This is a genomic window from Frankia sp. CeTa3Moorea (assembly GCF_978021225.1).
Map to the genome: position 1 here is coordinate 11,543 of NZ_CDXDOR010000037.1, position 13,587 is coordinate 25,129.

Below are 13,587 nucleotides of genomic sequence, written 5' to 3' on the forward strand. Positions count from 1 at the left end.
GTCGGCTGGTAACCGACGGCGCTGGGCATCCGGCCGAGCAGCGTGGAGACCTCGGATCCGGCCTGGGTGAACCGGAAGATGTTGTCGATGAACAGCAGCACGTCCTGCTTCTGGACGTCCCGGAAGTACTCGGCCATCGTGAGCGCGCCGAGCGCGACCCGCAGCCGGGTACCCGGCGGCTCGTCCATCTGGCCGAACACCAGCGCGGTGTCCTCGATGACGCCGGCCTCGGTCATCTCCAGGAACAGGTCGTTGCCCTCACGGGTGCGCTCGCCGACCCCAGCGAACACCGAGACGCCACCGAACTCCTTGGCGACCCGACGGATCATCTCCTGGATGATGACGGTCTTGCCGACGCCGGCACCGCCGAACAGGCCGATCTTCCCACCGCGCACGTACGGCGCGAGCAGGTCGATGACCTTGATGCCGGTGGTGAACATCTCGGTCTTCGACTCGAGCTGGTCGAACGCCGGCGCCGGCCGGTGGATCGGCCAGCGCGTCTCGGCCTCGATCTGCTTCACGTCGAGCGGCGTGCCGAGCACGTTGAACACGTGGCCCTTGGTGGCGTCGCCGACCGGGACCGAGATCGGCGCGCCGGTGTCGCGGACGGGCGCGCCCCGGACGAGACCGTCGGTCTGCTGCATGGAGATGGCCCGCACGGTGTTGTCACCGATGTGCTGGGCGACCTCGAGCGTCAGCGTCAGCGTTTCGTCGCCGATGGTCCGGTCGACCTGGAGTGCCTGATAGATCTCGGGAAGCTCGTCGGGAGCGAACTCCACGTCGACGACCGGTCCGATGACTCGGGCGACCCGGCCGATCCCCGGGGTCCGGCCCTCCGCCGTGGCTGGCGAGCTGGTGGTGACGGTCATGGCGTCCTCAGTTTCCCATCAATGCCCGTCGCCGCAGCCTCGGGCTCGCGTTCGCTGGCACCTGGGGCGGAGCGGTTCGCGTCGTGCGCGCTCCGCCTTCGGCGTCGTCCTTCTGCGTTCTGTTGTCGATGTCCGCATCGGTTCCGCTCGGTGTCACCCATTGTGGTCACCCATTGTGTCCGGCGGCGTGAAGACGGGAACGGCGATGACATCGCTCGACATCGCTCCCGCTCCTCGCGCCGCCCGCCCACGTCAGGCTCCCGAGGCCAGGGCGTTGGCGCCACCGACGATCTCGGAGATCTCCTGGGTGATGGCGTCCTGCCGGGCCCGGTTGGCCTGCCGGGTGTATCTCTTGATGAGATCCTCGGCGTTATCCGTGGCTGACTTCATGGCCCGCTGCCGCGCCGCCGACTCCGACGCCGCCGACTCGAGCAGCGCCGCGTAGAGCCGGCTTTCCACATAGCGGGGCAGCAACGCGTCAAGCACCCCCTCGGCGGAGGGCTCGAACTCGTACTGGGGCAGCGGGCCGCCGCGCGGCGGTTCGTCGGTCTCGGTGAGCACCATCGGCAGCAGCCGGCGGGCGACCGGCGTCTGGGTGATGGCGCTGACATACTCCGTGTGGACGACGTGGATCTCGTCCACTCCGCCGTTCTCGCTCGTGTCGATGAAGGCCGCGATGAGCGCGTCCGCGACCGACTTGGCGTCCGCGTACGACGGCTGCTCGGAGAAGCCGGTGTACTCGCCGCTCATCGCACGACCTCGGAAGCGGTAGTAGCCCGTCCCCTTGCGGCCGACGACGTGCAGGTCGGTCTCCTTGCCCTCCGAACGCAGCAGCTCGACGAGTTCGCCGGTGCGCCGCAGCGCGTTCGAGCTGTACCCGCCGGCCAGCCCCCGGTCGCTGGTGATCACCACGACCGCGGCCCGGGTCGCCCCGGGCCGCTCGGTGGTGAGCGGGTGGTCGATCGTGGTCTGCGCCGCGACCGCCTCGATCACCCTGGTGATCTCCTCGGCGTAGGGGCGGGCGGCGGCGACCCGCGCCCGCGCCTTGGCGATGCGGGAAGCCGCGATCAGCTCCATCGCTCGGGTGATCTTCTTCGTCGACTGCACCGACCGGATGCGCCGCCGGTACTCACGAAGCTGGCCCGCCATGGGTCAGCCCTCGTCGTCTTTGTGCACCGCGGGTCGGTGCACCGGGATCGACTCCTGCCGCACCAGCCCCGGGTCGAGCGGGCCCGGCACCGGCTCGTTGACCAGCGGCTGGCCATCGGACAACGTGAACTGGTTCTTGAACTCCGCGATGGCCGGCTCCAGCACGGCGATCGTGTCGTCGCTGAGCTTGCCGGTGGTCACGATCGCGTCGTACACCTGCGGGTAGGACCGGCCGACGAAGTCGAGGAACTCCGACTCGAAGCGACGGATGTCCGCCACCGGCACGTCGTCGAGCTTGCCGGTGGTCCCGGCCCAGATCGACACGACCTGGCGCTCGACCGGGAAAGGCTGGCCCTGCGGCTGCTTGAGCAGCTCGACCAGGCGGGCGCCGCGGGCGAGCTGGTCCCGCGAAGCCTTGTCCAGGTCGGAGCCGAAGGCCGAGAACGCCTCGAGCTCGCGGTACTGGGCAAGGTCCAGCCGCAAGCGGCCGGCGACCGACTTCATCGCCTTGACCTGCGCGCTGCCGCCGACCCGGGATACCGAGGTGCCGACGTTGATGGCCGGGCGGACACCCTGGTTGAACAGGTCGGACTCCAGGAAGATCTGCCCGTCGGTGATCGAGATGACGTTCGTCGGGATGTAGGCCGAGATGTCGTTGGCTTTCGTCTCGATGATCGGCAGTCCGGTCAGCGACCCGCCACCGAGCTCGTCGGAGAGCTTGGCACAGCGCTCCAGCAGCCGGGAGTGCAGGTAGAACACGTCACCCGGGTAGGCCTCCCGGCCCGGCGGGCGGCGCAGCAGCAGCGAGATCGCCCGGTATGCCTCCGCCTGCTTGGACAGGTCGTCGAAGACGATGAGCGCGTGCTGGCCGTTGTACATCCAGTGCTGGGCGATCGCCGAGCCGGTGTAGGGCGCGATGTACTTGAAGCCCGCCGGCTCGTCGGCCGGCGCCGCCACAATCGTGGTGTAGGCCAGCGCGCCGGCCTCCTCGAGGGTGTTCACCACCTCGCGGATCGTCGACTTCTTCTGGCCGACGGCCACGTAGACGCACTTGACCTGCTTCGATGGGTCGCCAGAGGCCCAGTTGTCCCGCTGGTTGATGATCGTGTCGATGGCCACCGTCGTCTTGCCGGTCTGCCGGTCACCGATGATCAGCTGACGCTGACCGCGACCGATGGCCGTCATCGCGTCGATCGCCTTGATGCCGGTCTGCAGGGGCTCCTTCACCGGCTGGCGCTGGACGACCGTCGGCGCCTGCAGTTCCAGCACCCGGGAGCCCTCGGCCACGATCTCCCCGAGGCCGTCGATCGGCCGCCCGAGCGGGTCGACGACCCGGCCGAGGAAGCCGTCACCGACGGGGGCGGAGAGGATCTCGCCGGTGCGGCGGACTTCCTGCCCCTCCTCGATGTGCTCGGAGTCACCCAGGAGGACGGTTCCGATCTCACCGACCTCGAGGTTCAGCGCGAGCCCCAGAACGCCGCCGTGGAACTCCAGCAGCTCGTTGGTCATCGTGTGCGGAAGACCCTCGACCCGGGCGATGCCGTCACCGGTGACGACGACCCTGCCGACCTCCTCCCGCTCACCGGAGGTGGCCTGGAAGGAGTCGACGTACTCCCGGAGGGCGTCGCGAATCTCCTCCGGCCGAATGGACAGCTCAGTCATCGCTTTGTCCTTCATGGCTGGCATGGATCTGGTCGGGACTGGTCACGGCGCTCCTACCGAAGCAGGCCGCGCCGGGCGGTGGTGAGCCGGCGGAGAACGCTGCCGTCCACCACCTCGTCGCCGACCCGCACGACGACACCGCCGAGAACAGTTGGGTCAAGATCGGTCTGCAGCTGGATCTGCCGGCCGAAGTAGCCGCTGATCGCGTCGCGCAGGCGCTCAACCTGGCCGGCGTCCAACGGGATCGCGGTACGCACGACGGCCACCACCCGACCGCGCCGGGCAGCCGCGATGCGGCTGTAGTGCTCCAGCCGACCCGCGACGTCGCCCTGCGCCCGGTCGGCCACCGCCTGCTGAACCAGCTGGACAGTGACCGGGTGCACCCGCCCAACCAACAGCCGGTTCACCAACACGGCCTTCGCCGAGGCCGGCGCCGCCGGGTCGGTCAGCGCCAGCGCGAGCTGTGGGTTCTGGTCCAGGATACGGCCGAAGCGGAAAAGCTCGTCCTCCACCTCGTCGAGCGCACTGGTGACGTCAGCCTGAGCGAGTAGCGCCTCGACACTGAGCTCCTCCAGGGCCTGACGCAGGTCCCCCGGCCGCGACCAGCGGCTCTGCACCACGCTGTCGACCACTTTCAGGGTGAGCTCGCTGACCTGGCCGGCCAGCAGCCGGCGGGCGAGCCCGACCCGCGACGGCCCCGGGGCCCCCGGGTCGGTCAGTGCCCGGCGCACCGTCGCTTCCCGCCCGATCAGGGCGGCGACCGCACGCAGTTCCTCGGCGATCCGGTCGGCGTCGGGAACCCGCGCGGCCCGTCGCGGGCCGCCCACCGGGATGGCCGTCACCTGGTCGAGAACGGCACGGGCCACTGCCAACGAGCGTCGGCTGGCGCCCTCCACCGTCAGCCTCCCAGCCCGGACGCGGTGCTGGCCGGCCGCGGCCCGGCCTCCAGACCCGCGATGAAGTCGTCGACGAGCTGACGCTGCCGGGCGTCGTTCTGCAGCTCATGCCCGACTATCTTGGTGGCGAGCTCGACCGCGAGCGTGCCGACCTCGCGCCGGACCTGGGCGACGACCTGCGACCGCTCGGCCGCCAGCGACGCCTCGGCCCGATCGCGCAACTCCGCGACCTCCCGCTGGGCGTCGGTCCGTAGTTCGTCGATGATTACCCGCGCCTGGGCGTGCGCATCCTCCCGGATACGGGCCGCCTCGGCACGCGCCTCGGCGAGCTGGGCACGGTACTGCTCGAACAACGCCTGCGCCTCACGCTGGGCCTGCTCGGCCCGACGCAGTCCGCCCTCTACGCGTTCGGTCCGATCGGCGTAGGTCTTGCGGATCTGCGGATAGATCTTCCAGAAGAAGAATCCAACCAGGACACCGAAGGCCAGCAGCCCGACGATCAGTTCAGACAACGGCGGCACGAGGACGTTTTCCTCGTGCGTGCCCACTTCCTCGGCGGCGAGGATGACAGAGGAGTACACCTGATATCCCTGTGCCGGATCAGGTGAACACGAAGGGGACGACGAAGCCGATCAGAGCCAAGGCCTCGACCAGCGCGAACCCGATAAGCATGTACCGGAAAGCAACCTGCTCCGCCTCGGGCTGGCGGGCGATCGCCTGGATGCCGAGTCCGAAGATGATGCCGACGCCGATACCGGGACCGAGAGTGGCGATGCCGTAGGCGACCGTCCCGATGTTGCCGCTGATGGCGTCTTCAGCGGCCAGCAACGTGGACGCGGTAAGAGACATCGTGAAATCCGTCCTTCTAAAGTCGGTGCACCGGGACCGTCTCCGCGGTGCGGGTACGTCGAGAGGAAGATGTCAGGCCCGTGCCACCGCCGGTTGCGCCGGCGTGGCAAACGAAGTCGTCTCCGAGCTCGGTTCGTGCCCGTGGACCGGTGGATGGTCCGTGGCGTGGTCACCGCCACCGTGCGACGAGATAGCACCGCCGATGTAGGCGGCCGTCAGGATGGTGAAGATGTACGCCTGCAAAAGGTCGATCACCAGTTCGAAGCCGGTCAGGACGACGAACATCAGCCCGGAGAAGATGCCGAAGATGAACTGCGGCTTCGGTAGCAGGTAGTCGGCCCCGAGCGCGAACACCAGCAGCAGCATGTGGCCGGCGAACATGTTGGCGAAGAGCCGGATGGCGAGAGTGGCCGGCCGCACGACGAGGGTCGAGAAGAACTCGATCGGCGCCAAGATCAGTTTGACACCGAAAGGCGCGTCCGGTGCTGGTACAAGCATGTCCTTGAAATACGCTCCGGCCCCGTGCTCGCGGATTCCGACCACATTGAAAATGGCCCAGCTGATCAGAGCCAAAATCATCGGCAGAGCAATACGCGAGGTCGTCGGGAACTGGGCCACGGGGATGATGGCCATGACGTTCGAGACCAGGATGAAGCAGAAGAGGATCATCAGGTACGGCGAGAAGACCCGGCCGCGCTCCCCGATGACGTCTCGGGAGATCTGCTGGTCGACGAAGTCGTAGATGGACTCGCAGAAATTCTGGAGCCCCCGCGGGACCAGCGCGGCCCGACGGAATCCAAGCCAGAGGAAAAGGCCCACAAAGATCGCGACGAACAGGGTGAGCGCCGACCACTTGTTGAAGTAGAGGTCACCGATCTCAAACCAGTTCTTCGGCCTGAAAACCTCGGAAGTCGGCCCGTGGAAGCCGTCGTCGGCCGCCGCGAACACCGAACCGCTCGGCACTTCCGACACCTCCATGATCATTCAACAACGTCAAAGTTCGCAATCACCTACGACCAGGTCGGCCTCACCCTATACGGGTGAGGCCCCTCCGGGTAGAGGAGCGAAAGCCAGGCGGCCACCGCCTGCATCCCGATCCCTACCCTCCACCCACGAGGCCCCGTCAGGGCCCGTCCCATGCGGAAGCGAAAGGGGACAACCAGCGGCGAGCGGCACCCAGGGCGCCTGCCCGACACCGCCGATGCTATCCGCCTGGACGCCGCGAGGCATCAATTACACACGAGAGATCTTCGACAAACTGTCGAAGATCACCGTCCGTAAATTTGATGGCAATTTTGTTACTTAGAGTGACTTGACGTCCGTCTACACACCGTCATCAACGGGCACCGAAGCGATAAATGACCAGGTAGAGTGCTCCCGCAATTCCGACAATCAGTCCAATAGGGAAAAAAAGGACTTGAAACCCCAATAGCCGATCAAGGCCAAAACCGGCCAGTCCCCAGAAGCCGGCTCCCGCCACAAGCGTGCCCACGATGCCCCAGGCCTCGCCGGCGGGCGGCGCAAGTGCGCGGCCCAGGTTGCGACCCGGGCCCTCGGGCACCCGCGAGCCGTCACCGCCGGTCCCGGTCGAGCTCTCCCCCGACCGGTCGTCGGCGCTCTGGTCGGGCGTGGAACCCACCTCGTCACCGCCCCTCGAGCGGCGCCGGCCCGGCCGCCGGCCCCTGCGGCACGTCCGGGTCGGCCTCGGCGCTCGGCACCGTGGCCGGAATCCCCGGTTCGTAGAACGGCACCCGCAGCCGGGCCGCCGACCACACTTCGGCGCCGACCCAGCACAGCGTGCCCGCCACGATTGACCAGGCGAACGACGGCAGATTCACGGCGGTGGTGCCCTCCAGGGCCACCAGGACGACACCCAAGGTCACGACCTTCACCGCGTAGACGCCCAGCGCGACCGGCAGCAGCGCCGTCGTGCCGATCCGCCGGCCGATCGCCACCAGTGCCACCTTGCCCGCCGCGAAGAAGGTGCTGACCAGGCCAACTCCCAGGGCCGCGCCGAGGAAACCCGCCCCGCCCCGCGCCGCCCCGGCGATCACGAGCGTCGGCACGGCCAGCGCGAGCATGGTCCACAGCCCGGCGCGCAACGTCGGCGCCGCGGCGCCGGTCACGCCCGCCGCCCCGTACGCTGGGTGCCGAGGAGCAGGGCTACCAGGGCCGCGAGGCCCACTCCGACGGTGGCAACCAAGATCGGCAACGGGGAGTCGGAGAACGACGCGGCGACACCTCCGAACCCGACCAGAGCCGCCCAGAAGTACATGAAGAGAACCGCCCTCACGTGCGAATTACCGATTTCCAGCATGCGGTGGTGGAGATGCATCTTGTCCGCCGCGAACGGCGAGCGCCCCGCCCTCGTCCGCCGGACGACCGCGAGCCCGAGGTCGAGGAACGGAACGGCGAGCACGGCCAGGGGTATCGCCAACGGGATCAGCGACGGGTACGACCGTGAGGGTCCAACGTAACCCCCGTAGGCCACCTGACCGGTCACGGAGATCATCGATGCGGCCGACAGCAGGCCGATGAGCATCGAGCCCGAGTCCCCCATGAACAGCCGGGCCGGATTGAAATTGTGCGGCAGGAACCCGATGCAGACCCCGGCGGTCACGGCGGCCAGGAGCGCCGCCGGGGAGGCCCGGTAGAAGCCGTTGATCACTGCGATCTGATAGGCGAAGTAGAAGGTCGCGCCGGCGGCGATCGCCGCGACACCCGCCGCGAGGCCGTCCAGGCCGTCGATGAAGTTCATCGCGTTGATAAGCACGACCGCGGCGAGGATGGACAGCGGGACCGCGGTCTCCGGTCCCAGGCTCAGCGTCGTCTCGCTGTCCCGATCGATCGCGAACGTCCATTGGACACCAAGGAGCACCATGATGCCGGCCGTGGCGACCTGCCCGGCCAGTTTGGTCAGGGAGTCCAGTTCCCATCGGTCGTCGGCGACGCCGAGCAAGCAGATCAAGGTGCCGGCGACGAGCACCGCCCGGATCTCCGACCAGTCCTGGGAGACCACCGACAGGAACGGCAGGCGGTCCGCCACCCCGAACCCGGCGTAGAGCCCGGCAAGCATGGCCAGGCCCCCCAGCCGGGGCGTCGGGGTGGAGTGGACGTCGCGGGCACGTACCCCGGCGACGGCACCGATACGCATGGCGAAGACGCGTGCCACCGGCGTGGCGAGAAAGGTCACCGCCGCCGAGACCACGAAGACGAGCAGGTACTCGCGCACCGTCGGGCATCTCCCGCCTGCCGGACCCGGATCCGGCTACTGCCGCCTGCTCACGCCTGCTGCCGCCTACTACCGCCTGCTCACGCGGCTGTGCGGAACCTCTTGATCCCCTACCGCGGATCGGCCCCTACCGCGGATAGGCCGGGTGCCGGGCGACAAGCGCGGACACCGCCGCCGCCACGTCGGCGGCGGTGTCCGGCTCACGCACCGCGTGGGCGATCAGCCCCGCGATCTCCTTCATCTCCCCCTCGCCCATCCCCTGGGTGGTGACCACCGGGGTTCCTACCCGGATGCCGGAGGAGATCGCGGGCGGCTGCGGGTCATAGGGAATGGCGTTCTTGTTCAGGGTGATGCCGGCCGCGTCGCAACGCGCCTCAGCTTCCTTGCCACTGACCCCGAGTTCCCGCAGGTCGAGCAGGGCGAGATGGGTGTCGGTGCCACCGGCGACGGGCCGGATGCCCTCGGCAGCGAGCCCGTCGGCGAGCCGCTGCGCGTTGGCCACCACCTGGCGAGCGTACTGCGCATAAGCGGGCGAGGCCGCCTCCCGCAACGCGACGGCCTTCGCCGCGACCGCGTGCATCAGCGGGCCACCCTGGCTGAACGGAAACACGGCCTTGTCGATGCGGGAGGCCAACTCCTCGCGCGCGAGGATCATGCCCCCCCGCGGGCCGCGCAACACCTTGTGGGTGGTGAAGCTGACGACGTCGGCGTAGGGAACGGGGCTCGGGATCGCGCCCCCGGCGACCAGACCGATGAAGTGCGCCGCGTCCACCATCAGCCACGAACCAACCTCGTCGGCGATCGAGCGGAACGCGGCGAAGTCGATCAGACGTGGGTAGGCCGTCGCCCCACAGATGATCATCTTGGGCCGGTGCTGGCGGGCGAGCTCCCGCACCTGGTCGTAGTCGATCAGCTCGGTGTCCTCCCGCACGCCGTAGGCCACCACGTTGAACCACTTACCGGAGAAGCTCACTTTGCTGCCGTGGGTGAGGTGACCGCCATGCGGCAACGACATCGCCAGGACTGTGTCACCGGGCGTGAGTAGCGCCGCATACACCGCGAAGTTCGCCGACGAGCCCGAATGCGGTTGCAGGTTGGCGTGCTCCGCGCCGAAGAGCTGCTTCGCCCGGGCGATGCCGATCTCCTCGGCCCGGTCGACCACCTGGCAACCGCCGTAGTAACGCCGACCCGGATACCCTTCGGCGTACTTGTTCGACAACGTCGAACCCAGCGCCGCCAGCACCGCCGGGGACGTGAAGTTCTCGCTCGCGATGAGTTGCAGGCCGCCGCGCAGCCGGTCCAGCTCATCGAGGACCACCTCCGCGATCTCCGGATCCGTCGCGCTCAGCTGGTCGAAGTCCGGGCCCCAGAACGGGGTGCTCATGACGTTCCTAACCTCCTGCGCTAGAACGGCGACCGCGCTGGAACGGCAACCGTGCCACAACCGGCAACCGATGACCGGTGCCGCCGCGCGGGCGGCCCGGTCACCCCATGCTCCTCTGGCCCGGGAACACCATCCACCCGGATCTACCCGAAGCCACCCGCTGTGACCATCGCCCCCGCGACCCGGTTCAGGATCGTACGGGACTCTCCCGCCGGGACGATCAGCGGCGTCAGACCCACCCCACGCCGGCCCGTCCGGACCGTCCGGGCCCGGCTCCAGTTCACGGGCTCACCGGTTCACGGGCTCCCGGACCAGCGGCAACACTGCACGCAGCGCGGTGAGATCAATCGCACCGCTGCGCAGTACAACGGGCACCTCCTCGGTGCAGTCGACGATGGTCGAGGGGACGGCGGCCGGGCACGGTCCCCCGTCGAGATAGACACCCGCGGCACCGCCGAGCTGGTGCAGCGCCTCGTCGATCGTCGTCGCCGGAGGCTGGCCGCTGATGTTCGCGCTGGAGACGGCCATCGGCCCGGTCCGACCCAGCAGCTCGATCGCCACCGGGTGCAGCGGCATGCGCACCGCCACCGTGCCCCGGCCCTCCCCGAGATCCCAGCGCAGCGACGGGGTGTGCCGGACTACCAGCGTCAGCCCGCCCGGCCAGAATGCGGTGATCAGCTCCCGGACCTGGGGAGTCATCCGCTCGATCAGCCCGTCGAGGGTGCGCCAGGAGCCGACCAGGACCGGGACCGGCATGTTCCGGCCACGTCCCTTTGCCGCCAGCAGCAAGGCCACCGCGTCCCGGTCAAAGGCATCGGCGCCCAGCCCGTAGAGCGTGTCGGTGGGGAGCACAACCAGCCCACCCCGGGCGACGGTGCTGACCGCCGCGTCGAGACCGCGGGCCCGCTCCCGTTCGTCGGAGCAGTCGAAACGTTCCATTGCCCGTCCTCTTCTCAAGGATCAGGGTTCGTCCTCAGGATCGGGGCTCGCGGGACGCCCCGCGCTGGCCGGTGACGAACCGGTCCCGGCCGGCCAAGTCCCGATGATCCGCCACGTGCGACCAGCGGCCATCGGCGCGAAGCAGCTCGGGCGCCGACACCCCGTGGCCGTCGGCGTGTTCGATGACGAGTAGACCGCCTGGCCGCAGGAGCCGCGCCGCCACCCCGACAACCGTGCGCACCACGTCGAGCCCGTCGGGCCCTCCCCACAGGGCGCGGGCCGGATCATGCTCGCCCACCTCGGGCTCCACCGTGTGGCGGTCGGAGTCGGGGAGGTACGGCGGATTGCTGATGATCAGGTCGACCGTCCCGGCGAGTCGGGTGAGCGGCTCGGGCAGCGCCGCGGCGATGTCGGCTGCGTGCGCCGTCACGGGAAGACCGGTGTCGGCAATGTTGCGTCGCAGCCAGACCACCGCCGCCGGGTCGACCTCCACGGCGTGCACCCTCGCGCCGGGCAGCTCCGCCGCCAGGGACAGCGCGATCGCCCCCGAGCCCGCGCACAGATCGACGCACAACGGTCCCGGCTGCCGGGCCCCGGCGGGCCCGGTGAGCTCTGTGAGCGCCCATTCGACGACAGACTCCGTCTCAGGCCTCGGGATGAAGACCCCGGGGCCGACGGTGAGCTCGAGGTGGCGGAAGCCGGCGACACCGGTCAGGTGCTGCAGCGGCACCCGTTGCGCACGCCTGGCCACGAGCTCGTCCAGCCGCCGCGCCGCTGCCGCCGTGACGTCGTCGAGCAGTGCCAGCCGGCCGCGGGGCACCGCGAGCACGAAGGCGGCGAGCTGCTCGGCGTCGGCACGGGGGCTCGCCACCCCGGCCGCACGCAACCGGTCGGTCGCCGCCGCCAACCACGCGCCCAGCGGTGTCAGGTCGGCCGCGTGGCGCACCGGGCTCAGGGGATCCGCGGAGCCCGAATGCGGGGACGCGCCCCGGCCCGGCTGCTCCGTACCCCGAGAGCGCCCCTGCACGGCCGACGGGCCAGTCATGACGCCTGAGCCGCCAGCCGCGCGTCGAGGTCCGCGGCGGCCAGCGCGTCGAGGACCTCGTCGAGCTCCCCGTCGAGCACCTGGTCGAGGTTGTGTGCCTTGTAGCCGACCCGATGGTCGCTGATCCGGTTCTCGGCGAAGTTGTAGGTCCGGACCCGCTCCGACCGGTCCACCGTGCGGACCTGGCTGGCACGCGCCAGCGACGCCTCCGACTCGGCCTTCTCCCGGGCCGCCCCGAGCAGGCGGGCCCGCAGGATCCGCAGCGCGGACTCCTTGTTCTGTAGCTGGCTCTTCTCGTTCTGGCAGGAGACGACCACACCGGTCGGGATATGGGTGATCCGGACCGCGGAGTCCGTGGTGTTGACGCTCTGCCCACCGGGGCCGGACGAGCGGAACACGTCGATGCGCAGGTCGTTCGGGTCGATCTCGACATCAACCTCCTCGGCCTCCGGAAGCACCAGGACCCCGGCCGCCGAGGTGTGGATACGTCCGGCGGACTCGGTGACGGGCACCCGCTGGACGCGGTGCACCCCGCCCTCGAAGCGCAGCCGGCCGTAGACGCCGTCCCCTGGGCCCGCGGGTCCCCGGGCCTTCACCGCCACGCTGACATCACGATAACCGCCGAGGTCGGAGGGGTTGGCGTCGAGGATCTCGGTCTTCCAGCCGCGCCGTTCGGCATAGCGCAGGTACATCCGGAGCAGGTCTCCGGCGAACAGCGCCGATTCTTCGCCACCGGCGCCGGCCTTGACCTCGAGGATGGCGTCCCGGGCGTCGTCGGGGTCAATCGGGACGAGGTAGGCCCGCAGTCGGTCGTTGAGCCGGGCCAGCTCCCCGCCGAGATCATGGACCTCGTCCCGGAACGACGGGTCCAGCGCCGCGAGCTCGCGGGCGGCAGCGAGGTCCCCCTCCACCCGGTCGAGCTCGCGCGCAAGATCCACGACCGGGGCGAGCTGCGCGTAGCGACGGCTCAGGGCGCGCGCCTTCGCGGGGTCGTTGTGCACCGCCGGGTCGGCGAGCTGCCCCTCGATCTCGGCGTGCTCGGCGATCAGGCCGTCGAGCGGGGACGTCATCGTGGTTCCTTCGCACGTCATGGTCCTGGAACACGTCACAGTTCCGGGAGGGGGTCGGTGGGACGGGTACCGCCCGTCCCAGACGCAAACGGCGCCCGTCCGGAGTCCGAACGGGCGCCGCGGCCGAGCTACTTCGCGCCGCCGACCTTCTCGCCGGGGCGCCGCCGACCGAACCGGCGCTCGAACTTCTCGACCCGGCCGCCGACATCGAGGATCTTCTGCTTGCCGGTATAGAACGGGTGGCACTGCGAGCAGACCTCGGCGTTGACGACGCCGTTCTCCTTGGTGCTGCGGGTGGTGAAGGTGTTCCCGCAGGTACAGGTGACCGTCGTCTCGTGGTAGGTCGGGTGGACGTCAGACTTCATGATCCCTCTTTCGAAGTGGCCGCCGGGTCGTCGTCTCGCGTGGACGACGTGAACCGGAGCCGGTCTGCTGCCAGTCTGCCAGAGGCCGGGTGCACCGACCGCCAGCCGATGCCAGGGGTCCCCACAC

13 protein-coding genes and 1 pseudogene are annotated in these 13,587 nt (G+C 69.5%); all 14 read right to left on the reverse strand.

All coding sequences use genetic code 11. From position 1 onward, the window contains the following. Window positions 1–869, reverse strand: a pseudogene (locus AC08OV_RS09315) (F0F1 ATP synthase subunit beta); the annotation flags it as partial. Window positions 870–1,121: 252 nt separating this feature from the next. Then, a complete protein-coding gene (locus tag AC08OV_RS09320) occupies window positions 1,122–2,018 on the reverse strand; it encodes a F0F1 ATP synthase subunit gamma (RefSeq protein ID WP_476591847.1) in 897 nt (298 codons plus the stop codon). 3 nt (window positions 2,019–2,021) lie between these two features. Continuing rightward, window positions 2,022–3,680: a F0F1 ATP synthase subunit alpha gene (gene atpA / locus AC08OV_RS09325; RefSeq protein ID WP_476612917.1), complete on the reverse strand. Its 1,659-nt coding sequence runs from the start codon at window positions 3,678–3,680 to the stop codon at window positions 2,022–2,024. 53 nt (window positions 3,681–3,733) lie between these two features. Further along, window positions 3,734–4,576 (reverse strand): F0F1 ATP synthase subunit delta, encoded by an 843-nt coding sequence (locus AC08OV_RS09330; RefSeq protein ID WP_476612916.1) that lies wholly within the window; start codon window positions 4,574–4,576, stop codon window positions 3,734–3,736. Between the two features lie 2 nt (window positions 4,577–4,578). Then, entirely contained in the window at window positions 4,579–5,157 is a 579-nt protein-coding gene (locus tag AC08OV_RS09335) for a F0F1 ATP synthase subunit B (RefSeq protein WP_462186549.1), read from the reverse strand. A gap of 19 nt (window positions 5,158–5,176) precedes the next feature. Further along, on the reverse strand, window positions 5,177–5,425 hold the full coding sequence (locus AC08OV_RS09340) for an ATP synthase subunit c family protein (protein WP_462186548.1): 249 nt from the start codon (window positions 5,423–5,425) through the stop codon (window positions 5,177–5,179). A 72-nt stretch (window positions 5,426–5,497) separates the two neighbouring features. After that, complete coding sequence (gene atpB, locus AC08OV_RS09345) at window positions 5,498–6,388, reverse strand: F0F1 ATP synthase subunit A (RefSeq protein ID WP_462186553.1); 891 nt, start codon at window positions 6,386–6,388, stop codon at window positions 5,498–5,500. Window positions 6,389–7,068: 680 nt separating this feature from the next. Then, a complete protein-coding gene (locus tag AC08OV_RS09350; protein ID WP_476612913.1) occupies window positions 7,069–7,551 on the reverse strand; it encodes a hypothetical protein in 483 nt (160 codons plus the stop codon). Next, entirely contained in the window at window positions 7,548–8,657 is a 1,110-nt protein-coding gene (locus AC08OV_RS09355; RefSeq protein WP_476612912.1) for an MraY family glycosyltransferase, read from the reverse strand. The genes AC08OV_RS09350 and AC08OV_RS09355 overlap by 4 nt, the downstream gene beginning before the upstream one ends. 127 nt (window positions 8,658–8,784) lie before the next feature. Further along, on the reverse strand, window positions 8,785–10,041 hold the full coding sequence (locus tag AC08OV_RS09360) for a serine hydroxymethyltransferase (RefSeq protein WP_462202700.1): 1,257 nt from the start codon (window positions 10,039–10,041) through the stop codon (window positions 8,785–8,787). A 288-nt stretch (window positions 10,042–10,329) separates the two neighbouring features. Then, on the reverse strand, window positions 10,330–10,980 hold the full coding sequence (locus AC08OV_RS09365) for an L-threonylcarbamoyladenylate synthase (RefSeq protein WP_476612911.1): 651 nt from the start codon (window positions 10,978–10,980) through the stop codon (window positions 10,330–10,332). 34 nt (window positions 10,981–11,014) lie between these two features. Beyond that, complete coding sequence (gene prmC / locus AC08OV_RS09370; protein WP_476612910.1) at window positions 11,015–12,025, reverse strand: peptide chain release factor N(5)-glutamine methyltransferase; 1,011 nt, start codon at window positions 12,023–12,025, stop codon at window positions 11,015–11,017. Continuing rightward, complete coding sequence (gene prfA, locus AC08OV_RS09375; RefSeq protein WP_462186542.1) at window positions 12,022–13,095, reverse strand: peptide chain release factor 1; 1,074 nt, start codon at window positions 13,093–13,095, stop codon at window positions 12,022–12,024. The genes prmC and prfA overlap by 4 nt, the downstream gene beginning before the upstream one ends. Before the next feature lie 128 nt (window positions 13,096–13,223). Continuing rightward, the gene (gene rpmE / locus AC08OV_RS09380) at window positions 13,224–13,460 is read right to left on the reverse strand and encodes a 50S ribosomal protein L31 (RefSeq protein WP_476591837.1); all 237 of its coding nucleotides are present in this window, start codon (window positions 13,458–13,460) and stop codon (window positions 13,224–13,226) included. Window positions 13,461–13,587: the final 127 nt, after the last annotated feature.